The sequence below is a fragment of the Cohnella lupini genome (genome assembly GCF_003386205.1).
In the GTDB taxonomy this organism is placed as follows: Bacteria; Bacillota; Bacilli; order Paenibacillales; family Paenibacillaceae; genus Cohnella; species Cohnella lupini.
This window is the reverse complement of record NZ_QRDY01000031.1, coordinates 19518-41925: the sequence shown is the minus strand read 5'-3', so window position 1 is coordinate 41925 and position 22408 is coordinate 19518. Positions and strand designations below refer to the sequence as shown.

The window sequence follows — 22408 nt, the reverse complement described above, 5'->3', positions numbered from 1 at the left end:
TGTAGCTCTGAAATGGTAATGGTTGATCATCACTACCATTCTTAACCTACGAAATGAAGCAAATACGGGGCTGTTTCACGTTCATTATAACTATATCGAGCACAAAATTCCGAGGTACCTCTCCATAGTCGGTTTTTTCGACTATGACGAGCTCAAACTTCCGAGCCGCCTCCCCATAGTCGGTTTTTTCGACTATGACGAGCTCAAACTTCCGAGCCGCCTCCCCATAGTCGATTTTTTCGACTATGACGAGCTCAAACTTCCGAGACACCCTGCCATAGTCGATCTTTCCGACTATATCGAGCTCAAACTTCGAGACACCTCTCCATAGTCGGTTTTTTCGACTATGACGAGCTCAAACTTCCGAGACACCCTGTCATAGTCGATCTTTTCGACTATGACGAGCTCAAACTTCCGAGACGCCTCCCCATAGTCGTTTTTTTCGACTATGACGAGCTCAAACTTCCGAGACACCCCGCCATAGTCGATCTTTCCGACTATATCGAGCTCAAACTTCGAGACACCTCTCCATAGTCGGTTTTTTCGACTATGACGAGCTCAAACTTCCGAGACACCCTGCCATAGTCGATCTTTTCGACTATGACGAGCTCAAACTTCCGAGACGCCTCCCCATAGTCGGTTTTTTCGACTATGACGAGCTCAAACTTCCGAGGCACCTCTCCATAGTCGGTTTTTTCGACTATGACGAGCTCAAACTTCCGAGGCACCTCTCCATAATCGATTTCTCCGACTATAACCATTTCAAACTTCCGAGATGACTCTCCATAGTCGGTTTTTTCGATTTAACCAGTCGAGATGCCTTATCTGGTGTTGGTGTTGGTGTTGGTGTTGGTGTTGGTGTCGGTGTTGGTGTTGGCGTGGAATTACCTGATCATATAGACGAAGAAGCGATTCAGCCGGAGATGACTCCTCCATGCCCGATCGCTTTTTTGATTATTTTCGCATTAGTAAGCTATAATTGCACTTAGCTATACTTTATATATTTTCTTTACCAATCGTACTTAGGAGGAATATCGATCATGACTTCACCTTCAGCGACATCATACACGATCCCGAAAGTTCCCGATATTATAGAATGCTCCATCGAGAAAACGTTGGATGTCATCGGAGGCAAATGGGCATTTCTCGTTCTCAGGGAATTATTCTGCGGAACTCGCAGGTTCGGCGAATTGCAACGCAGTATCGCTTCCGTAAGCCCGCGAGCTTTAACGAGCACCCTCAGGCATATGGAAGAGAAAGGCGTATTGATCCGAACCGTATTTCCAACCGTGCCCGTGACCGTTGAATACTCCTTGACGCCCAAGGGCGAGGACTTGCACCAAATCGTTAAAGAGATGAAGCTTTGGGCGGCTAGATGGACCTGATCTAATTGCCAGACAGAATTCTCTCCCCATTCGGAGCGATATATTCGAATACGATACTTGCCGAATTCCGACGAGGGGATCTTCGGGTTAGCGGTAGGCTTTGGCGGTGAAGCTCACTTGAGCCAAGCTTTTGGCCGCGATAATGCCGCACTACCGGGGAGCCCCCCGTGCAGGGTGGCTCCCCGGTAGTGCGGCTCCCTTGACCGATGATGCGATCTCGGAACGGGGACAGCCCCTCCGGCGATAGTCATTGAAAGGCAGCTACAATGGGATAAAGCAGTCTAAGAACTTGCTTCTTTCGACAACTCGTCCATGATCGTCAAATATTTCGATTCCACGTCGCTTGACGAAAGGGGCTTGCTGAAATAGTACCCTTGAATATCGTCGCAGCCGTTATTCATAAGAAAATCAAGCTGCTCTTTCGTTTCCACGCCTTCGGCGATTACATCCATCTTGAGATTATGCGCCATGGCAATAATCGTAGCCACGATAGCCCGGTCGTCCTCGTTGCGGGTAATGTCCTTAATGAAGGAGCGGTCGATTTTGAGCTTCTGAATCGGGAACATTTTCAAATAGCTTAACGAGCTATAACCCGTGCCGAAGTCATCCATGCTGATCCTTATGCCAAGCTCCGTCAATTCACGCAAAATCTGACTGGATCTTATCGCATCCATCATCATGCTCTCCGTAATTTCGATCTCCAAGTACTCTGGCTTAAGGCCGGTTTCTTCCAATATCCCTTTAATCGAGCCCACTAGATTCTCCTGATGGAATTGCTGCGTCGATAAATTCACCGAAACCGGGACGTTCCATCCGTACCTGGATTGCCATTGCTGCATTTGACGGCAAGCTTCCCGCAATACCCAAGCACCGATTTCCCCAATCATTCCCGTTTCTTCCGCGATGGGAATAAACGTGCCCGGCGGTATTAAGCCCTTCTCCGGATGTATCCACCTTAACAAAGCTTCCACTCCGATGACTTGTTCGTTTTGAATGCTGATCTGAGGCTGATAATGAACAAGCAGCTCGTTCCTTTCGACGGCTTTGCGGAGCGCCCCTTCCAATTCTATTTTCTCCATAACGTGTTCATCGAATTGGCTCGAATAAAATTGAAAGCCGTTTTTGCCGTTTCTTTTCACCTCGTACATCGCCGTATCGGCGTTCTTCAGCAGGTATTCCGCATTCTCGGCATGGTGAGGATAGATCGCGATCCCGATACTTGCCGTGACATAGAAGTCGTTGTCTTTCAACCGATAAGGGATTTGAATGTAATCTATCAATCGTTGCGCCAATATGACGGACGTATCCCGAATCGGGTCTCCGTGGCAAATGAGGGTGAATTCGTCTCCGCCCATTCGCGCCGTCATCACGTTCATCCCGGCTGCGGCTTGCGTGATCCGTTCGGTTACCATTCTTAGGAATTGATCCCCGACGGCATGACCGAGAGAGTCGTTGATCATCTTGAAGCGATCGATATCCATAACGAGCACACCGAATCCGGAGCTTCCTGCTTCTTCATTGCGGATCGCTTCCTCTAAGGTTCTCATCAATAGGCGCCGATTAGGCAATCCCGTTAACTCGTCATGGTAAGCCATTTGCTGAATCGTTTCTTTTGCGCGCTTCTCTTCGGTAATATCCCTAATGATCAGATAGGTGCCCTTAACGTCCTCCTCGATATTGACGGGAACGCTTAACGTGCTTAGATGAACAAGATGTCCTTCTCGGTGGATAACGACCGATTCCGTCGTCTGCGGTTGTCCCTTCCTTAGCGACGCGACGAACGTCTGCTTGGCCTGCTCCCGGTATTGCTCGACATGGAGTTCTAATAGCGCGGACGCAGGCTGGTTGATGTAATCCATGGAGCGAATTCCCAAAATTAGGGATACGGCCGGATTCATGTCCACGATTTGGTTATCGATGTCTATGGTGATGATTCCGTCCAAATGATTCTCGTAAAGCGACTTATACCATTTTCCGCGTTCCACGATTTCTTGATCCTTGCTCGATAGTCGTTTATCGAAGAAAATAACGAACAAAACGAACGAAAGAAGGATGACCGTGCCCAAAGCGACTACGTAAGCGAGAACCTCTTGATTCATTTTCATTCCTGGCAGCAATTCCGTTTGGTTACCCTTATGGAATCGAGCCGCCGCCATTCCGGTATAATGCATGCCGGCAATAGCCGCCCCCATAACCAATCCGCTGCCGAGCTTATACATTACGCCTTTCCAGGAGTGATCCCTGCGAAAATAATGAGAAAGCCACAAAGCCGCGACGGAAGCCGCAAGAGCGATGGCTACCGACAAGGAGAATAAAATCGGATCGTAGGTGATGCCTACTCTCATCGCCGTCATCCCGGTATAGTGCATCGCCGTTATGCCGATAGCCATTAAAGTTCCGCCTAGCAGTAGACGTCTTATTCCCAGATCGTCCCTGCCGACGACATGCAGCGCGATGAGCGAAGCGAGTACGGCAACGACAATCGATAGAACGACCCACGCGAAATCATAAGAGACGGGAATGGATAGCTTGTACGCAAGCATTCCGACAAAGTGCATTCCCCATATTCCGAATCCCATGAAGATAGCCCCGCCAAACAACCACATCGCCCTGTTTTTGCCGTTTCTCGCCGCGCTTACCCGCCCAGCCAAATCCAATGCCGCGTAAGAAGCAACGACGGCAACCAAATAAGATAATATAACGATCGATATATTGTAGCTTCCATGGATATGATTCATAAGTTTTCCTCGCTTAAAGTCTAATATTTAGAAGGTTCCGTTAGCATTCATATCGGATAGTTACAGCTTGAAGTGTAGTCGTCCCAACTCTTCGAGCGCTAACGCACTTTCCGTCATCACGAATGACAGGGTTTTTGCTTTCTTCCTGGGTATATGCGGATTGTTGATTGCTCTGTGCGAATAGCACTGACCATATGTTTGTCTCTACATACACTAACGAGGTGATGAACCATCACAATAATCGCTGGTGGTGATATACATGGGTTACCCTGGAGCAGTTGGCGGCGTTGGTTGTGGTGGCGGATATGGCGGTGGAATGGGCGCAGCTGCATTTGCACTCGTACTCTTTATCCTTCTGGTGATTATTCTTAAAGCCGGATACTAATGGTGCTACCCGCTATTCCCCGAGAATAGCGGGTCTTTTTCTACTTGTTACTACCAATAGGCGGTGAATAAGTGCGCATTTCAATTGTAGGTTTATTGGTACTCGTTATTTTCATTTTGATGGTTTTTTTACTTATTAGTAAAGTCTTCGTAGACAGATACCCCAGGATTAACAACTGGCAAGCAGAAAGAGTTTACACCCCTTATTAAAACTTAAGCCCGGGATCCGTTCCCAGGGCTTTATTATTTAGATTTGTAACCTTGAACCCTTAGCGAGACGGCCAGAGAACGCCAGAAATCAAGGGTGCCGGACGGGTCGCTCATTTTCTCGACGACTCCTTCGCCGAACTCCTTTACGAACCATCTAGGAGCCGGAATCCTTGATTCCAAGTCTTTCACCTTCAGCATGAGCACATCTAGCGACTGCGACTGCTCCTCGACCTTCTTCCGCAAAACCTCGAATTCTTGCTTCTCTTCTTTGGTCATCGGTTGATCCTCCTCGGTTATTGGAATTGGCGGTTTGGCACCTGCTCTCAGCTGCGCCGTTGTCAAACCGAATGTCATCTGTAAATGCGGCATGTCCATAATGGTCTTGAAGTCGCCGCCCCATTCGAACCCTAACGACTTGCCGATCATTACGACTTCCATCCAATCGCGTCGGCCGTCGTTATCCCCGTTCCTGTAAGTGTCCCACGATATACCTTTCCCGTTAGGCATAAGCAAAGCGAAGTCGATGGCTAAACCGAAGTTATGAAAGCTATAACCCCCTTTCGCGTTAGTTACGATCGCCCCGGGCGCCGTTCGGCCTTGCGCATACAATTCGTTTTGATATTCAATCGAACGAAGCCCTTGGACGATGACGATCGGGACGCCGGCAGCGAACGATCGGGAAATTAGCTCCTCCGTCGCTCTTCTCACGATGGGATGGAGTCCTTCTAAGCGTTTCGCCGATGCTGCGCGAATCTGTGCTAACGTTAACATTGAACCCTCTCCTTTCTTTCCAGGTGGATTCAATAGTTTATGTTATATTTATCCGTCCGCGGCGGCGATTAGGAAGCTTTAGCAAAGCTTAGCGCATAGATACGCCAATCTCAGGGGTAGATGGCATATGAAAAACGGAGCCTCCGAAGAGACCCCGCTTTCTTTGTTGTAAGGTTTGGGACTTGCCATTGCATTAACGGCTAATCCCTAAGACCTTGATGTATCGCCTCCAGCAACCGGTGCGTCTGATCGCAGCTGTATTCCCAGAACATCACCCCGGCCAGCCCGTTGTCTTTCACATAACCGCATTTATGCTGCAGCGATTGCTCGTCGTCGTAGGAAATAAAGCTGTCTCCATTGAAAAGGTACGGCGCCTTCGCTTCATCGTCCCAGTACCGGACATATCCATTCTTATCGATGTAATCCGCAGTAAGATTAGCGAAATCCGGGCCGTAGCCGCCCGTCGTTCCCGCCATCTGATAAAGGCCGTTGTTGCGGTTAGGAACCTGGCTCCACAACCGGGAATAGAAAGCAGCGCCGATCACGATTTTGTCCTTCGGAACGCCTGCTCGCATAAATAGGTTAACCGAAGCGTCGGTACTGATTCGGAACAAATCGCCGGACGGCGTATACAGATTGGTATGATGCCCCGTCAATACTTGAAAACCTCCGCGCATGTCATAGGTCATCAACTGCACATAATCCAGGTACCGCTGCGCCTGCCCCATCTCCGTACCGTCTACGTAATATTGGTCCGCACCTGCCGCGATCGTAAGCAGGTAATGCCTACTATCCAGCGCGCCCTTCCGATCTAACGCTTCGCGCATCCCCTTAAGAAGTAGCGTAAAGTTGGTTTTATCATCCGAACTCGAGCCGATTCCGGCCTCCCCGTAGCTGGGGTATTCCCAGTCGAGATCGATCCCGTCGAACGGCAAGTCGCTCAGGACGCGGACGGCAGATTCGGCCATCCGGCTCCTTCCTTCTCCTGTAGACGCCGCCTCGGAGAACCCGCCCGCGCTCCAGCCTCCGACGGACAAGAGAACCGTAAGCTCCGGATGCTCGAGCTTAATCCCCTTTAGCAAATCCATGTTCTTCAGATGAGCTGTCGTAATTTCGTCGTTGCTCACGTGGCCGAAGGCCACATTCAGATGGGTTATTTTCATCAGATCGGCGCGCGTAAGCTCCGATAGTTTATCGTCTACCACGTAACCTACTACCTTCATTCCTGACTCCTCCATTCGTTGCGTTGCTGCAAGGCAGTTACGATTTGCAGCACTTCCTTACCTGTTCCGATCCTGTATCCCGACGCGACAAACCGAATTTGATCTAGGCCGTCCAGCACGAAGAGATGCGGGAAGCCCGCTTCCCCTGCCGCCTGATTCGACGATAGATAGGTTGATAGGCCGTCGTATGTCGAGTCCCTGACAAAATGGACATTTGACGGCAGTCCCGGATATCCGTTCGGATCGAAGGAAGCCGACCACTCGGAATCGCCGACGGCAAGAAAGAGTGGAGCGCCCACCTCCGTGAACGGTTCGGCAAGCTCCCTAAGCTCACGAAGCAAATGCTTCGTCGGCTCCCGTTCCGGCTCGATCCAAGCGATGATCGCGCCGCTTGCTCCGGTTATATCGCCGATCGTACGGTCGGGACCATCCTGTACTCGGAAATTTTCATTCCTCTCCAATACGCCAAGCACGGGAACCTCGACGTCGGATTCGCGATAGGTCAGCGTTACTGCCGTCTGTTCCCCGGCGCGCACGGTGAAATAAGCCAATCGTGCCCGTACCGTGCCATCCTTTAGACGAATGCCCGTCGTTAACCGGTATGAACCGGGCTCGAGCTCGAACGGTTCATCGTAAACATCCGATTTTCCGTGGGGGTAAGCCAGCGTGTTGTAGACACCGTTCTCTAGCCTGGCGATCGTGAAGTTCCCGGAGTAGGAAGCCGCGGGAGTCCCTGCCGCCGTCTTGGCGTCCATAAGGAGAAGAAGGTTACCGTTCTCCTGGTTCTCTGGCTGTATTGCGCCGGAGTTGTCCGCTAATATAGCATTCCGCCATTGTCCGTTCTCCATATATTGCGGCTTCTGCTCGCTCGGGTGCAGCCGTGCCGGAATGCCCAAGCTGCGACAGACTGCCACAAACAATATATATAGCGACATCAGGTCAGCCTTCCTCAGCTTAAAGGTACCGACCGGGTTACCCCTGCCCTTCAAGTTAGGCATATTCTCCATTTGGCTAATTTCCGTCTTCAGCCTCCGCGCAAGCACGGCAGGTTCTGCTCTAAATAAGGCTGCCTCTTCGCTTGTGAACACCGATTGGAAAAATCGTTTATACGGAACGATCATTTCAAATGACACTCTTGGGCAGAGAACATAACGGACGAATGTATCTTCCGCAAGGTCGCCGAACAACGTCATAGAGCCAATCAGATGATCGTCCAAGGCGGGACGGAACGTATCCAGCAGATCCTTCCCGTTCAAGCTTTCCAGCAAGCGCAGCGGCCACTCTCCGAATTCGCCGCAGCGCTCCTGCAGGAAGGCCGCAATCTCGCGGTCATTCCCGCGCGCCTTACGCAGTACCTCCCATACGCGATTCGACGGAAGTCCGACAGCGCGTGCAAGCTCGGTTGCTCGTTGTTCATCGATGAACGTCATTTCGAAATCGGTACGGATCTTAGTACCTTCTTCAATCCGGGTGTTATGCCGCTGAATACGCTCCTCGTCAATCGGCTCGACTATGTCTCCGCCGCGTTCCGGAGGCGGCACTAAGTCCACATCCGCCGTTCCTTCCGGCTGCTTCGTCTGATCAAGAACGATCTCAATGCGCTCGATGTCCTCCGCTGTCGATATCGTCTCTCCCCATCGCCCAGCCTTCACTGCCCGGATAACCAAATCGCCGAAGCCCGTCTTAAACGAGGCTTCGCCCTGATCATTCGTAGTTATCTCCGCTAAAGGAAATAATTCAGCGTAATTATACAGCTCGAAATAAACGTCGGCCCCGATAACCGGCCGGTTCTGTTCGTCCTTTACAATAACGGAAACGGTCCGCGTCGGCGCATAACGATCTAAAAGATTGATTTCCGTGAACGAATCTTCTTCGTGCGTAATGGCCTCAGGCCCCGAATAATTCGCCATTATTCGCGTATGGATCAACATAGCCCGCCGAGCCGGCGGAGTGAACCAACCTTGATCGAGACGAGGCTCCGGCTCGCAAGCGCCGATGTAATGCCAGTCGCCGTCAGCCCACGCCTCCACCCATGCATGGTTATCGTCGCTGTGCGCCCAGCGCGGCGTATATACCTGACGAGCAGGAATGCCGATGCTGCGGAGCGCGGCAACGGCCAGCGTCGATTCCTCCCCGCAGCGTCCCCGCGCGCTCCGGAGCATCGTCAACGGCGAGATCGTCCGCATGTCGCTTCCTGTGTAAGTTGCTTTCTCATGGCACCAATAATTCGTCTCCATAATCGCCTCGGCCATTGACAAATGCGCTGTGCGGTCCGCCAATTCGTTGTACAATAGTCCGCGTGAATCCTCGATGTTCTCCGTGTTGACCCGATACGGCAGGACGAAATGAAGGAAGAGATGATCCGGCACCCGATGCCCCCAAGGAACCTTTCCCCGAATGTCCAGCGTTCTCCTCACATGGCTTAAAAATAACGCGCCGTCATAATCAGCCAAATCATTTAACGGCATATACGCAAACAAAAATTTGAGCGCCCAAGACTCCTCTTCGGTCAGTTCCTCCTGAAAAACGTCAAACAGCTCCCGAGCTCTTGCTTCTGCGATCTGCTGCTTCTCGCGGAACTTCCGCTCGATTCTCTCTAACTCGGCGATATCCAGCGAAAATACGGAGGTTTGAAGGTTCATGATGCTGGCTCCTTCCATAGCTTGCCGTCCTCGCGAATGCAGAAGACGGACTTCCCGTCCACGGACGGGGCTGAAATTTGAAATAAGGAGCGGGTCGTCTCTGCCACGGGAGTAATGCTCCACTGCTCGCCGGACCGCATTAACGATTTCAAATCGTTCGTGAAGCTTCCATGCTCGGCGAAGTAGTTGCGTTCGCGGTAATAGAGCTTGCGCAGCTCCCACTTCACCCGTTCATCGAGCGGCAATTCGAACGAAGAAGGACCGCTCTCGCCCGCGAACATGACATAACCCCACAGCTCGGGGTAATGCATATTTATAAGCCCCATCGGCGACCATACCCAGTTGTCCTCGGGGTAAGATTTTCCCGTATCGGGATTGATCACTTTGCGATATGCGCCGTCCTCCGTTTCCGCTCGCCACTCGACTCGGGAAAAATTGACGCGCCAGAACTCTCCCGATTCCGGAGGGCGTCCTTCCGTCGCGCATTCCCGCAAGCTGCTCCAAGGCATCGCGATCTCCACGCTCCACATCCGGTTTGCCGCGCCCGGCCGATTCAGCTCGCCGTCTATATATACGGCCGTACGAAGACCGTTAATGTCCCAGCCGTTCACCGGCGGACCGCCGTCCCGATAAGGCTTGACCAACAGCAAATCCCAAACCGTGTTCAAAGCATTGATTTCGAACTCGTAATACTGATGCGAATCTCCGTCCGGGTCGATAAAAATTTCAAAATCGTTGTCATAGAAGATGACCGATTCCCGCTCCGTTAATGTCGCCCATATTTGATCCTCTATCATTTCCGCAGCAAAATAAAAATAGTCGTCGTCCCACAACATTTTGACTCTAGTTCGCTTCGCGGGCAGCGGCCGACGATCGCCTTCGATATCGACGAATTCGTCGGTCCAATCCGCTTCGGCCCAGAACGGCTTATCGAACCGACCGTCGAGTACGAGCGGTTCTTTCGCGCGTCTGCATACATACGATTTCGGAGCATATTCGATATCCGGCTCCGGCACTCCGCTTCGATTCATACGATTGCCTCCGTATCAGATCTATTCTTTCCTGCTTTTATTCAGTGTCCAAACAATAGATTTGTTGGTATGATAGGAAACATCCCATCAGGTCGGTAGTATATAGGAGGCAAAGAAAATGAAGAGGAACTACTTCAAATCCAAACTATTCTTAAAATATATTTGGTCTTACCTATTCATTCTGCTTATTCCGTTAGTCCTGATGACTCTATTCATCTACCGGAATGCCATTACCAATCTCCGTTCGGAAATCGAGCAGTCCGGCCTTAATCAGTTAACGCAAGCCAAAATCATTATCGACGGCCGGATGAAGGAGCTAAGCGAAATCGCATCCCGCGTCTCCTACGACATGAGACTGACCCCTTATCGTGTTCATGACGCGTTTTACAGCGGAGAGGCTATTCAGGCGCTCGACCAATATAAAGCGACAAGCTCGATCATCGGCGAAATGTTCCTTTATTTTCATAAGGATAGCAAGATATACTCTGCCAACGGACTTTCGAGTCTAGAAGTGTTTTCAGGCAGCTTTAAATTCAACAATTGGGACAAAGAAACCATGTTCAGCGATTTAAATACCGTTAAATTTCCGACCATGCGCCCGGCCGACACCGTCATTCGCAACTCCCGTCTGGAGGTTAAAATGCTGGCCTTTCTGGTTCCGATTACGCCCTTTAATCCTAATCCGCATGGGACGGTCCTCTACTTTATTAAGGAATCCGAGCTTACCAGCCTGATTGATTCGATTCTTGGAAACTATCAAGGTTTCACTTATATTTTGGATGACCAGGGTCAGATTCTCGTAGACAACCGGCAAGGAGAAGCATTGACTCCAACCGAAGCGGAGTCTTTGTTCGGTCTCGCGAGCGGCGTTCACGAAAGAACGTTAAACGGGAAACCGCATTCTATCGTCTCCGTAACGTCGGAGAATAACGGTTGGTCTTACGTGTCCGTCATGCCAAGCTCTCAGTTTGCCAGCAGCGTTGTGCATGTCCGAAGCTTCATCATTATGTTATTCAGCATACTCGTGCTTGTCGGAGCCTCGATCGCCCTCTTGCTGGCCAGAATGCAATACCGGCCGATCTCGACGCTGGCCGAATTCGCCAACTCCCAGGCAAAGCCTAAGCATAAAGCCGACGGTGCGCGTTTAGCCGGCAACGAGCTTGACCGCATCCGCGGCGCCCTGCAGGAATACAGTTTGCGCGTGGATCTTCAAGAGCCTTATGCCCGCAATCATTTTCTGTCCATGCTACTCAAATACGGGAATGCCCAGAGCATTACGCCCGAGCTGCAAGAAGCCTTCGATCTTCGCTTTGACCGATCGTTTCACTTTGTCATGGTGATCGGATGGAACGAATCGAAAGAGTCTGCCGAAGAACGGCAGGAGCGACAAGAACGCCTTGAACAGTTGGCGCAAATTCAATTTCCCGAGCTAGATGCGCACTGTTACGGCGTCGAGCTTCCCCAGTTGGACCAGCTTGCGCTCATTATCAGCTTTGACGGGAATCACACCCTGCAGGAATTTACCCATATCCGTTCCATCGTCGAAGCGATTAGCGGCCATTTGCTCAAGACTTTCGACGTCGCTCCGACCATCGGCGTCGGCACCTGCTATTCGAGTCCGGATCAGTTGAACCAGTCCTATATCGAAGCGTACTCGGCATTCGAATGGCGGACTTCCGCCGGCTACGGGACCGTCACTTATTTCGAGAAGCTGTCCTATTCGCCGGATCCTGCTACTCTTTGGATTCCGAACAGCTCGCTGTTGAAGCTCTCTCAGAGCTTGAAGAAAGGCAGCTTTGACGTTGCCGCGCAGATGATCCGGCCGGCTATACGGGGACTGCAGGCGACCGAGCTATCCGCGCTAATCAGGCGCTGCGTTTGTTTCGACATCCTCAATGCGATGATGAAGACCGCAGCCGAAGTCGGCATTCCTAATCTCGTCCAGGAAGTTTCTCCGAATATGATTAACAGCTATTCCTTGGACGAGCTGGAGCGCGGATTCCTCGGTCTCGCCTCCCGGATCTGCGAGCAGGTCGAGCGCAACGACCAGAGGGAAGAACAGTCTCAAATGGATCTAATCGTGTCGTATATCGACGCGCATTATATGGACTATACGATCAGCCTCGAGACGATTGCCGTTGAATTCGACATTTCTCCGTCTCATGTCAGCCGTACTTTCAAGGAGAAGGTAGGCCTCAACTTTATTCAGTATATTTGGCAGAAAAGGCTGGATGAGGTTATGCGGCAATTAAGAGAAACCAACGATCCTCTGAAAGATATCATCAACCGGGTCGGCTACCAAGACACGCCGAACTTTATCCGGAAGTTCAAGAAAGAGACCGGACATACGCCCGGACAATACCGCAAGCTGCACGCGGAGCTCGAGACGGGTTAACTCAGACCGACGCCCGGACACGCTTTCGCATGACCGGGCCGGGTTGACGATAGGTTCGACTCTTAAGCTGTTACTTTCCTGAATTCCAGCGATCGTATGCGTTTTGGTAAAGCTCCGCGATCCGGTCGCCGCCCATCTTTTTAATTTGAGCCACGTATTTGTCCCAATTGCTTAACGATTCGTTGCCGGTAACGAATTTCGCTTCCATTTGCTTTACATAAGTGTTCAAGTCCGATAACAATGCCGATGCCTCGGTTTGCTCTTCATTCGTTAAATAGACGTTAGGGTACGGCGCTTTCGCGATCGGCGTCAGCTTCGCCGCGTTTTCCTTATCGATCCATTCGTCGAACTCGCTGCGAAGTCCCACCGCAAGGTCGCTTGTATTAATACCCGGTGCCAGAATACCGTAGTTCGGCGTCATGGTTCCTCTATATTCCTCACGGTCGCCGCCTCCGGGAACTGGAAGCCACTCCTTCTCTTTCGTTTCCTTGTTCTTGTACTTCCACAGCAGATTCTCGGGACCTTGATTAAATAAGGTCGATCCTTCATAACTGTAGAGATAATCGATCCAACGCATCGACGCTTCCGGATTCGGATTACTGCTCGTAATACCGAACGTGCCGTTCGATGAGATGCCGGGATGTTTGCCGTATACGGGCGAATCTGCGATTTCGCTCTTCACCGGCGTCATCAGCGGATTGTCGCCGCTTGGCTCGCCGCCTAACGTGAAGTAGGGGAACCAGTCGCTGAACAAGGCGATTTGGTTGTTTTGGCCTTTCGCCTTCTTCTGTTCGTCCGTCTGTGAGAACGTCTCATGGTCGAGCAGTTCTTCTTGCCACAAGCGGTTCATGAAAGTCAGATAGCCTTTATAGCCTTCTTCCTGAGGCGTGTAGTGCACTTTATCGTTTTTATCCGAATAAATGACCTCATCGTAGATCCCCCAGAAGCCGAGGAAGTACATGCGCATATCGTCCAGCTTAATGGAAACGAGCGGAATTTCATCCTTCTGGCCGTTGCCGTTCGGATCCTCTTCCTTCACGCGCTTCAAGTAGGTATACAGCTCATCCGTTGTTTTAGGTTCGGTTGCGCCAAGCGCTTTCAGGAATTTGCCGTTGTACCACAACGGACCGCGCCACCAAACCGCCGCAAGATCGATATAAGGCAGAGCGTACATATGACCGTCCGGCGTCGTAAACGATTTGCGGATATCCGGATACTCGTCGAAAATTTTCTTGAGGTTAGGCGCATAGCCTTCGTCGATGTATTTTTCAAGAGGGATAAGTACGCCTTGGGAACCGTAGTTGACTTGCTCCGCGGGCTTCAGATCCGCCGCGTAGAAAATATCAGGCAAATCGCCGCTGGCGAAGACGAGATTTTTCTTGGTTGCAAAGCTGTCGATCGGCGCGTTCTCGTATTCTAGCTTAATGCCGGTCAGCTTCTCCATCTCTTGCAGAACGGGCATTTTGTTCCAATCCGCAAGACCCACGTCCTGCGACATCATCTTCAGCGTTAGCGGCTCGCTTACGATCGGAAAGCCTTCCTTGCTGACTCCCTCCTCCTCGGCTGGTGCCGTAGACGACGTCTCCGCGGCGTTATTGCCGCCTTCGGATGCGCCTTCATTTTTCGACGAGTTGCAGGCTGCGAGCATTGAGACGAGCAATGCGAAACTAAGCAGCAGCGAGGATGCTTTACGAAGCTTTTTCATCCAAAATCCCTCTCCCTTACTGATTTTTTTATGAGCAAGATCATCCCTTAACGGAACCGATCATGACACCTTGGACAAAATAACGTTGAAGAAAGGGATAGATCGCGATAATAGGCGCAGTCGCTATGATAATGACGGCATATTTGACCAACGCGGCGATTTCCGCTTTATTGTTAAGCGCCGATGCCGTCGAGGCATCGATTGTGCCTCCTGCCATCGCGGACATCTCTTGCAGAACAAGAATCTGGCGCAGTACAAGCTGCAGCGGATATTTCTCGGCATCGTTCAAATAGATCATGGCCGAGAAATAGCTATTCCAATTCCCTACTCCGTAGAATAACGCCATTACTGCGATAATGGGCATCGATAACGGTAGGATGATGCTTACGAACAGCCTCAGATTACTGCTACCGTCGATTTGCGCGGCCTCCTGCAACTCTTTCGGAATCGATGTCTGAAAGAAGGTACGGCATACGATGATGTTCCAGATCGAAGCGGCCGAAGGGATAACGATCGCCCACATCGTATTCACCATCCCAAGCTCCTTGACTAGCAAATAGCTTGGCACGAGCCCGCCGCCGAAAAACATGGTCACAATAAACATGCCCATAAAGAAGTGGCGACCGGACAAATCTTTGCGGCTCAGCGCGTAAGCTGCCGGCAGCGTGACGAATAAATTGATTGCCGTCCCTACCACCGTGTAGAGGAGGGTATTGCCATAGCCTGTCCAGATGCTCTTGTTCTGGAACACGCGCTCGTATCCCTCGAACGTAATGCCCTTGGGCAATAGCCACATCTCGCCGGATCCGACGAGTTTCGGATCGCTGATCGACGCGCTAAGCATATAGATGACCGGATAGGCCACCAGGACAAAAGCAAGGATCACGAACGAATAGTTGAAAGCAAGGAATATCTTATCCCTACCGGAAACTTTCATGGTGGACATCATCGGCATCGCTCCCTTCTACCATAAGCTGTTTTCATTCGTGCGCCGTACCGCTTGATTCACGACCACTAACACGATCGCATTGATAACCGAATTAAACAATCCGATCGCGGTCGAGAAGCTGTACTGGGCATCCACGAGTCCCGATCGATAAACGAAGGTCGAGATTACGTCCGACGCTTCCATGTTAAGCGAATTTTGCAACAGCAATATTTTCTCGAACCCGACTCCAAGCAGGCTCCCCATATTCAGTATTAATAGGATCGTCATCGTAGGAACGATGGCGGGAATGTTAATGTGGCGAACTCGCTGGAACCTCGATGCTCCGTCAATAATCGCCGCTTCATGCTGACCCGGGTCCACGCCCGAGAGCGCCGCCAAATAAATAATGGTACCCCAGCCCGCGCTCTGCCAAACGCCGGAAAATACGTACATCGTTTTGAACCATCGGGGATCCGTCAGGAAATCCGGAGCATCGAAGCCGAGCCACCCGATCAGATGAGCGACGATCCCCGACGATGGCGACAGGAAGGTGATGATCATCCCCGCCATGACGACTACGGAAATAAAATGCGGCGCATACGTAATCGTCTGGGCCGTCCGCTTGAAGTAACCGTCTTTGATTTCATTGAAGGCAAGCGCCAGTATAATCGGAATAGGAAACCCGACAGCAAGCTCATAGAGGCTAATACTGAAAGTGTTCCATAATAAATCCCAAAAGTAGTAAGAATCGAAGAAACGGATAAAATGATCGAACCCCGTCCACGGGCTACCGTAGATTCCTTTCGTAGGAACGAAGTTCCTGAAAGCAATTTGAATGCCGTACATCGGACCGTAAGAAAAGATGAGGAAGTAGAAAAAGGCCGGCGCAATAAAAAGGTATAGCTCCCAGTTTAGAACGATCCGCCTCCACGTTTTGTTTCTTCCCTTCTCGCGCTCCGGAAGCACCGTGCCTTTAATGACACCGCCAGCCTCACGCATGGAACCGCTCCCTTCTTGTTGTTATAGTTGTGTGCCGCTCAATACATCCAACCTTACCCGACGGGCTAAAAACTCGTAAATATGTTATTTTAGCGCTGGTCTGGAACCAAGACAGTCAAGGAAAACGCTAACATATCTTAACGTTCTGACAATTCAGGCATTTCATCCTATGTGTCAATTTTGTTGACGCATTTAAAATATGTTAACGCTTTCGCAATTTTTACCTATTGCAATTATTGAATTATCAATTGATTATTGCCGATCTCTTTGACGGAGTTGTCTATTTGCGCATATTCATGTCAATAAACATGACACAAAATTTAATCGAATAGTTTCAATAGCAAACAAACCATTAGCGAATACCAATGGGTAGATGCGGATTGTTGATGGGCCTGTGCGAATGTACTGACCGTAGCTTCGTCTAAACATAAACTAACAGGGTGATGCACAGTCACAATAAACATTCGGTGGTGACTTCTTTGAGCGGATATTGTGGTGGTGGTGGAATGCAAGCTGCTGCATTCGTACTCGTCCTTTTCATTCTCTTGGTAATTATCCTTCGCGCTGGATACTAAGCTTCTAGCAAACAGTCCAACTACCCCATCATGCCGCCGCATGATGGGGTAGTGCTTTTTTATGTCTTCGGTTATCCACGTCTAGCCAAGCTCATTCCTTCCGTAGACAAGCCTCCGAATCCTCTCCATTTCAATAACATAGAAGAGGATTCGGAGGCTTGTTCATGTCTATTATTGCCTAGCCGACCAGAGAATCGCTAAATCATTGGCATGCCGCTTCTATCCCGATTGCAGAAAGGAGATGTCTGCTTGTATTCACCGCATGCAGCATAGCAGAATCCAATAAATCCGTTGGAATGGGTCGGAAGAATCTATGAATCTCGTAAGTCAAATCTCCCGTATAACCTACATCGTTCAGCCCGCCCATTACTTCCTTCCAATTTATATTACCTAAAAACGGAAGCAAATGGTCGTCCGACAACCCCGAATTGTCTTGGATATGAGTCGCTTTCAACAGGGAGCCTAGCGCGCGTATGGATTCGCCTTGATTTAAGCCTTGCACGTTTCCATGTCCGGTATCCCAGCAGGCGCCGAACAGCGGATGGTTCAAGCCTCCGACTAACTCCGCCAATTCCTCTGGCATCGCGCAATAGCTTCGTAGCTTACCGCCCCCTCTTGGACGATCGAACATGTTTTCCAACGCTATGCCCACGCCTGTTTCCTCCATCGCAGGTAGCAGCTTCGCGTATACTTCGCGGTTAAATTCACGTTGCTTCGCATAAGTCTCCCCGCTTTGAAGCGAAATTTGGTTAGGGTGAAAGACAACCCAAGGTACGCCTAAGATCGAAGCCGTACGCAAGGACCGCTCCGCAAGCGCCAGAAAGGCCTCGATATGACGGCTTGAATACATCGTATCAAAGGCAGGACCGTTAAATGGTCCGTGCATTTGCGTAAACGCGATATGATGTCGGTCCGCTGCTTCGCGGATTTCCCGCGCCCAGCGTTCTTCTTCCACCCAAGATTGACTTAACAATCGCGGCACGTAATCGGTATAGTTGAAGTCCAGGGCTTCGAAGCCGGCGGACTTGCATCTTTGAATCGCTTGTGCAATCGGATAATCCATTTCGAACATATGAATAGATGTGGAGATCTTCATCTCTGCAGCGCCTCCTTGTCTCCTAAAATATAACGGCGAATAACCCAGGCTACCCCGTCCTCCGCATTGGTAGGCCCAATCAGCTTGGCCAGCCGCTTCAACTCCTCCTCCGCGTTGCCCATGGCAATCCCAAGGCCAGCAGCCTGTATCATGGACGCATCGTTCATCCCATCTCCGACCGCGATAACCTTCTCCATGGAAATGCCCCGAAGTCGCGCCAGCTCGTTGATTCCCGATGCCTTGCTGACGCCCCTGGCGTTAATCTCGCATTGATGCGGGTTAGCACGGCTGATCTCGACCTGACCTAACCATTCATAGACGGTTTCGCGAATGCGAGCCATGACGCCGTAATCGCTGGACTCCACCACGAACGAAAGCCAAGATGCGTCCTCCGGCTCCGGGAATGGAAGTCCGTCGTTGCTGTAATGACTCCCCTCGCGGGCATGCCCCCAGTAGAGAACGCCGTTCTCCTCCGCCAATTGACGCAACCGGCGAACCCAGGCCGCCTCCAGAAGGTGCTCGCTGAGGAGTTCTCCCGAGGCAAGCCAATTCTGGGCGCCGTTAGCGCATACCATCGGCAAGTTTAAGCCAATCTCGTTCGCCACGGTAGCAAGTTGGTTTACCGGCCTGCCGGAAGCCAAGATAATAAGGCATCCGAGCTCGGACGCTTGGCGCAGCGCCTCTCCGGTCGCATGGCTCAACGCTCCTTGGGCGTTGAGCAGCGTACCGTCAATATCAAGCGCGATACAATGATAATCATAATTCATGGAAACACCCCTCGTTGCTGGTTGTCGTACGCGCGCTCCAAGCCCTGTAGCTATTCTGAAACGGGGTTACTTTTTGCCTGAGGTGAATTCTTGGTACTGCGAAGTCCAAACTTCCGTCAGGATGTTTCCTTCGATCTCCATGTACTCTTGTACGGCCTTATCCCAACCGGCCTCGTCGATGGCTCCGATAATATATTGAACTTGCGCTTCGGCGATTTTGGTCGTGCCGTCGCCGGTAAGATTCTCCGCGGGCGTTCCCGTTAACGTGTACGGGATAGCGGCATCGAAAGGCTCGACGAATTTATAGTTTTTATAGGTTTCCCTCAGCTTCAAGTCGATCTTTCCCGATATATCATAATCCGCGGGCACATAGGTCGGCCATATCGCCGGGTCATTGAATTCCGCCAAATTGTAATAGCCCGAGTAGCGTTCCGTGGCGTTCTCCAGAAGCGTGAAGGTATTCTGGCCTTTGTCTACCCACTCCCAATTTTCTCCTTCGATCCCGTTCATAGTTAACATTACGTTCTCCGGAGAGGCCAAAACCCAATCCAAATACTTGATCATAAAGGCCGCATTCTTGCTTGTACTTGGAATAAGCAGCGTAGAAGAGTATTTGGCGTTGCTTCCCCAAGCCGCGGTACCTGTAGACGGCGCATCCTCGAGGGGAGGCAACGGCTCGTAAGACACGTTGGGATTGGTTTCGTTCATCGTGATCTGGTTGCCGACCATCGAATTGTACCAGCCCGAGTAGGCGCCGGCTCGATCCGCCAGCACAAGATCCTTAATCTGATTGGCATTGATCGTGGCGAAATCCTTCAGGATATACCCTTGGGCATACCAGTTCCTGAACGTGGCGAGCATCTCTTTGTAACCCGGCGCACTAACCGCTGGAATAACTTGGTTATCCTTCAGATACCGCGTGGATTCGACTCCCATGAAGTAGGGCTGGAATATTTGCAAAAGTCCGTTCAGATTCCAGGAGTGCAGCAGCGGGATTTCATCGTTTTTCCCGTTTTTGTTCAAATCCGTCTTTTTGACAGCCGCCATATAGGCTTCGAATTCCTTCATCGTGTGCGGAATCTGCATTCCGAGCGCATCAAGCCAATCCTTCCGGATCGTCGGGGCATAACCGGTCGGGAAAGATTCTCTTCTTGGAATTCCCCAGATAACGCCATCCTTGTCCTTCATGACCTCAAGCGCATCCGCCATGTAAGTCTTGATATTCGGCCCATATTGATCGATCAGTTCGTTCAACGGCATAATGGAGCCCTTGTCCTTCAACGTCGTCCAGTTGACGAGCTGTCCTTCGATAAAGTCGAACTGATCCCCCGAGGCCAGCAACAGATTAATCTTGTCGGGATAAGCATCCCTTGGAATAACTTCCGCTTCCATTTGGATGCCGGATTGTTGTTGGATGATTTCTAGTACCTTCTGATTGTCGGTTCCGTTCTCGCGGGTGGCCAAGCTTCTTCTGACTAGCTTCAGCGGCGCGGTTTGCTTCAATTCCTTGACCTCCGAGCTTGCGTTCGCATCGGAACTTGCCTTGCCTTCGTCTTGTGCGCCATCTCCGCAACCACCCAATACCGTAAATGCCAACGCGCCAGTTAATAACGTAATCATTGTCTTTTTTTTCGTATGCCTGTTCATATGCTTTCTCCCACTCCATCTCTTATAATTTCGCGTTATCAATCAACCTTTAATTGAACCTACGGTCATTCCTTTGACAAAAAAACGCTGCAAGAAAGGGTATACGCATAAAATAGGTAACGTCGTTACAACAATCGTCGCCATGACGACCGACTGCGCCGGAGGGCTCACCTCGACCACGGCATCCGATTGGATCAAATTGTTCAGATTGGTATTGTTGATTATCTCCCTTAGGAACACCTGAACGGGCCACAAATCCTTGTCATTAATGTAGATCATGGCGTCAAACCAGGAATTCCAATGGCCAACCGCATAGAACAAGGAGATGGTAGCCAATGCGGCGGAAGACAGCGGCAGCACGATCCGCAGAAATATGACCAGATCGTTGGCCCCATCTATTCTAGCCGATTCTATGATCCCTCTTGGCAACTGCATGAAGAAGTTCCGAAGAATCAACACATTCCACACGCTTATAAGCCCCGGCAAGATCAGCACGGCAAAATGATTGTACAAGCCCAAGGTTTTGATGAGCAGGAACACCGGAATCAGACCGCCGCCGAACCACATCGTGAACGAAATGATCATGGTAAGCGCGTTACGCAGCGGGTATTCCTTGTTGGACAGCACGAAGGCAAATGCCGCCGTAAACAGCAAGTTGCACAGCGTCCCGACCAGCGTCCGCACAATCGTAATCATATAGGCGTTCACGATGTAAGAGCCCGACGAGAAGACGTACCGGTATCCGGAAGTATCCAAATGCATAGGGAAGATGGAGAAGGGATGAGCCGCCCTGTCCAGATCCGTCATCAACGAACGTCCAAATACGAACGAAATCGGGTAAAGCATGGCCATGCACAATACAATGAGCAGAATCGTATTGCCTACGTCGAACGCTTTCTCACCTAAAGTAAGCTTCAAGGCTATCCTCCTGTTATCGCTACTACCATAAGCCTTCGGAACCAAGCCGCTTGGCTACACGATTGGCCAATACGACCAACACCAGCGCCACAACCGACTTGAATAAGCCCACCGCAGCCGAATAAGCAAACTTAGCCTCCACGAGTCCTTGTCTGTAGACGTATGTATCGAAGTTGTCCGCAACCTCGTAGACCGCCGGACTGTAAAGATTGAATACTTGCTCGAAATGGCCATCAAGAATATTACCCATGCTGAGAATCAGCATGATCGCTACGATTTCCTTAATCCCCGGCAACGTGATGAACCACATCTTGTGCCACTTTCGGGCTCCGTCCATCGTAGCCGCTTCGTAAAGCTCCGGATCGATGTTTGTTATGGCGGCCAAATAAATAATCGTTCCCCATCCGACTTCCTTCCAGATGTTCGTAAGTACCAGAATGGTTCGGAAGTAATGAGGATCGCTGACGAATGCCACCGGATCTCTTCCCATCAATTCCATCAACGCATTGACCGGCCCGCCGGTAGGCGACAGAATTTGCAACACCAGTCCTGCGCACACGACCCATGACAGGAAGTGCGGCATATAACTGATGCTTTGCACCACTCTCTTGAACCAGGCTTTCCCCGCTTCATTGATCAGTAACGCCAGAATAATCGGGGCTGGAAAAGCAAAGATCAACAGATATACACTCAACACCACCGTATTTCGCACCAGTCTCCAGAAATAGATGGAGTTGAAGAACAAGTTGAAATTCTTCAGTCCTACCCAGTCGCTATGGACGATGCCCGAGAAGCCGTTCATACCCTTATAATCCTTAAAGGCAATAATGATACCGTACATGGGCACATACTTGAAGACGAGAAAATAAAGAATGCAGGGCAGTGCCAACAAGTGAAGATACCGGTATTTCCATACCTCCGCCAAGACTCCCTTTTGTACTGTTCGAACCGAACGTTTCCTATTTGGCGCGGCGATCGTGTTCAGGATCACATC

At 50.7% G+C, this 22408-nt stretch carries 17 protein-coding genes; 3 read left to right on the top strand and 14 right to left on the bottom strand.

The window, feature by feature from the left end:
- Positions 1-497: 497 nt before the first annotated feature.
- Entirely contained in the window at positions 498-761 is a 264-nt protein-coding gene (locus tag DFP95_RS26480) for a hypothetical protein (protein ID WP_115995686.1), read from the bottom strand.
- Positions 762-1040: 279 nt separating this feature from the next.
- On the opposite strand from DFP95_RS26480, the gene DFP95_RS26475 reads away from it, so the two are divergent.
- A complete protein-coding gene (locus DFP95_RS26475; protein WP_115995685.1) occupies positions 1041-1385 on the top strand; it encodes a winged helix-turn-helix transcriptional regulator in 345 nt (114 codons plus the stop codon).
- Between the two features lie 281 nt (positions 1386-1666).
- Here DFP95_RS26475 and DFP95_RS26470 read toward each other — a convergent pair whose 3' ends face one another.
- A complete protein-coding gene (locus tag DFP95_RS26470) occupies positions 1667-4123 on the bottom strand; it encodes an EAL domain-containing protein (protein ID WP_115995684.1) in 2457 nt (818 codons plus the stop codon).
- Positions 4124-4382: 259 nt separating this feature from the next.
- Here DFP95_RS26470 and DFP95_RS29555 point away from each other — a divergent pair, with 259 nt between their 5' ends.
- On the top strand, positions 4383-4508 hold the full coding sequence (locus DFP95_RS29555) for a sporulation protein YjcZ (protein ID WP_115995683.1): 126 nt from the start codon (positions 4383-4385) through the stop codon (positions 4506-4508).
- 242 nt (positions 4509-4750) lie between these two features.
- Here DFP95_RS29555 and DFP95_RS26460 read toward each other — a convergent pair whose 3' ends face one another.
- From DFP95_RS26460 to DFP95_RS26445, 4 genes are all read right to left on the bottom strand, one after another.
- The gene (locus DFP95_RS26460; RefSeq protein WP_115995682.1) at positions 4751-5488 is read right to left on the bottom strand and encodes a M15 family metallopeptidase; all 738 of its coding nucleotides are present in this window, start codon (positions 5486-5488) and stop codon (positions 4751-4753) included.
- A gap of 200 nt (positions 5489-5688) precedes the next feature.
- Positions 5689-6711, bottom strand: a complete 1023-nt coding sequence (locus DFP95_RS26455) for a glycoside hydrolase family 18 protein (RefSeq protein WP_115995681.1) — start codon at positions 6709-6711, stop codon at positions 5689-5691.
- Positions 6708-9353, bottom strand: a complete 2646-nt coding sequence (locus DFP95_RS26450; protein WP_115995690.1) for a transglutaminase domain-containing protein — start codon at positions 9351-9353, stop codon at positions 6708-6710. The genes DFP95_RS26455 and DFP95_RS26450 overlap by 4 nt, the downstream gene beginning before the upstream one ends.
- A complete protein-coding gene (locus tag DFP95_RS26445; protein WP_115995680.1) occupies positions 9350-10384 on the bottom strand; it encodes a carbohydrate-binding family 9-like protein in 1035 nt (344 codons plus the stop codon). Before DFP95_RS26445 ends, DFP95_RS26450 begins: the two co-directional genes overlap by 4 nt.
- Positions 10385-10502: 118 nt before the next feature.
- On the opposite strand from DFP95_RS26445, the gene DFP95_RS26440 reads away from it, so the two are divergent.
- The gene (locus DFP95_RS26440; RefSeq protein WP_115995679.1) at positions 10503-12779 is read left to right on the top strand and encodes a helix-turn-helix domain-containing protein; all 2277 of its coding nucleotides are present in this window, start codon (positions 10503-10505) and stop codon (positions 12777-12779) included.
- A gap of 70 nt (positions 12780-12849) precedes the next feature.
- Here the strand turns inward: DFP95_RS26440 and DFP95_RS26435 are convergent, their stop codons facing one another.
- The 8 genes from DFP95_RS26435 to DFP95_RS26395 form a co-directional block, all read right to left on the bottom strand.
- Entirely contained in the window at positions 12850-14484 is a 1635-nt protein-coding gene (locus DFP95_RS26435; protein WP_115995678.1) for an extracellular solute-binding protein, read from the bottom strand.
- A 40-nt stretch (positions 14485-14524) separates the two neighbouring features.
- Entirely contained in the window at positions 14525-15433 is a 909-nt protein-coding gene (locus DFP95_RS26430) for a carbohydrate ABC transporter permease (RefSeq protein WP_115995689.1), read from the bottom strand.
- Positions 15434-15448: 15 nt separating this feature from the next.
- Positions 15449-16411 (bottom strand): ABC transporter permease, encoded by a 963-nt coding sequence (locus DFP95_RS26425; RefSeq protein ID WP_115995677.1) that lies wholly within the window; start codon positions 16409-16411, stop codon positions 15449-15451.
- Between the two features lie 777 nt (positions 16412-17188).
- Positions 17189-18082, bottom strand: a complete 894-nt coding sequence (locus DFP95_RS26415) for a sugar phosphate isomerase/epimerase family protein (RefSeq protein ID WP_115995675.1) — start codon at positions 18080-18082, stop codon at positions 17189-17191.
- A complete protein-coding gene (locus tag DFP95_RS26410) occupies positions 18079-18849 on the bottom strand; it encodes a Cof-type HAD-IIB family hydrolase (RefSeq protein ID WP_115995674.1) in 771 nt (256 codons plus the stop codon). The genes DFP95_RS26415 and DFP95_RS26410 overlap by 4 nt, the downstream gene beginning before the upstream one ends.
- A 66-nt stretch (positions 18850-18915) precedes the next feature.
- Entirely contained in the window at positions 18916-20496 is a 1581-nt protein-coding gene (locus DFP95_RS26405; protein WP_115995673.1) for a type 2 periplasmic-binding domain-containing protein, read from the bottom strand.
- A 42-nt stretch (positions 20497-20538) separates the two neighbouring features.
- The gene (locus DFP95_RS26400) at positions 20539-21414 is read right to left on the bottom strand and encodes a carbohydrate ABC transporter permease (RefSeq protein WP_115995672.1); all 876 of its coding nucleotides are present in this window, start codon (positions 21412-21414) and stop codon (positions 20539-20541) included.
- Positions 21415-21436: 22 nt separating this feature from the next.
- Positions 21437-22339: an ABC transporter permease gene (locus DFP95_RS26395; protein ID WP_245987988.1), complete on the bottom strand. Its 903-nt coding sequence runs from the start codon at positions 22337-22339 to the stop codon at positions 21437-21439.
- Positions 22340-22408 lie beyond the last annotated feature (69 nt).

Bases quoted from the DNA above. Each gene is read 5' to 3' on its own strand.
- DFP95_RS26480 (WP_115995686.1), bottom strand. From the start codon at position 761: ATGGTTATAGTCGGAGAAATCGATTATGGAGAGGTGCCTCGGAAGTTT.
- DFP95_RS26475 (WP_115995685.1), top strand. From the start codon at position 1,041: ATGACTTCACCTTCAGCGACATCATACACGATCCCGAAAGTTCCCGAT.
- DFP95_RS26470 (WP_115995684.1), bottom strand. From the start codon at position 4,123: ATGAATCATATCCATGGAAGCTACAATATATCGATCGTTATATTATCT.
- DFP95_RS29555 (WP_115995683.1), top strand. From the start codon at position 4,383: ATGGGTTACCCTGGAGCAGTTGGCGGCGTTGGTTGTGGTGGCGGATAT.
- DFP95_RS26460 (WP_115995682.1), bottom strand. From the start codon at position 5,488: ATGTTAACGTTAGCACAGATTCGCGCAGCATCGGCGAAACGCTTAGAA.
- DFP95_RS26455 (WP_115995681.1), bottom strand. From the start codon at position 6,711: ATGAAGGTAGTAGGTTACGTGGTAGACGATAAACTATCGGAGCTTACG.
- DFP95_RS26450 (WP_115995690.1), bottom strand. From the start codon at position 9,353: ATGAACCTTCAAACCTCCGTATTTTCGCTGGATATCGCCGAGTTAGAG.
- DFP95_RS26445 (WP_115995680.1), bottom strand. From the start codon at position 10,384: ATGAATCGAAGCGGAGTGCCGGAGCCGGATATCGAATATGCTCCGAAA.
- DFP95_RS26440 (WP_115995679.1), top strand. From the start codon at position 10,503: ATGAAGAGGAACTACTTCAAATCCAAACTATTCTTAAAATATATTTGG.
- DFP95_RS26435 (WP_115995678.1), bottom strand. From the start codon at position 14,484: ATGAAAAAGCTTCGTAAAGCATCCTCGCTGCTGCTTAGTTTCGCATTG.
- DFP95_RS26430 (WP_115995689.1), bottom strand. From the start codon at position 15,433: ATGATGTCCACCATGAAAGTTTCCGGTAGGGATAAGATATTCCTTGCT.
- DFP95_RS26425 (WP_115995677.1), bottom strand. From the start codon at position 16,411: ATGCGTGAGGCTGGCGGTGTCATTAAAGGCACGGTGCTTCCGGAGCGC.
- DFP95_RS26415 (WP_115995675.1), bottom strand. From the start codon at position 18,082: ATGAAGATCTCCACATCTATTCATATGTTCGAAATGGATTATCCGATT.
- DFP95_RS26410 (WP_115995674.1), bottom strand. From the start codon at position 18,849: ATGAATTATGATTATCATTGTATCGCGCTTGATATTGACGGTACGCTG.
- DFP95_RS26405 (WP_115995673.1), bottom strand. From the start codon at position 20,496: ATGAACAGGCATACGAAAAAAAAGACAATGATTACGTTATTAACTGGC.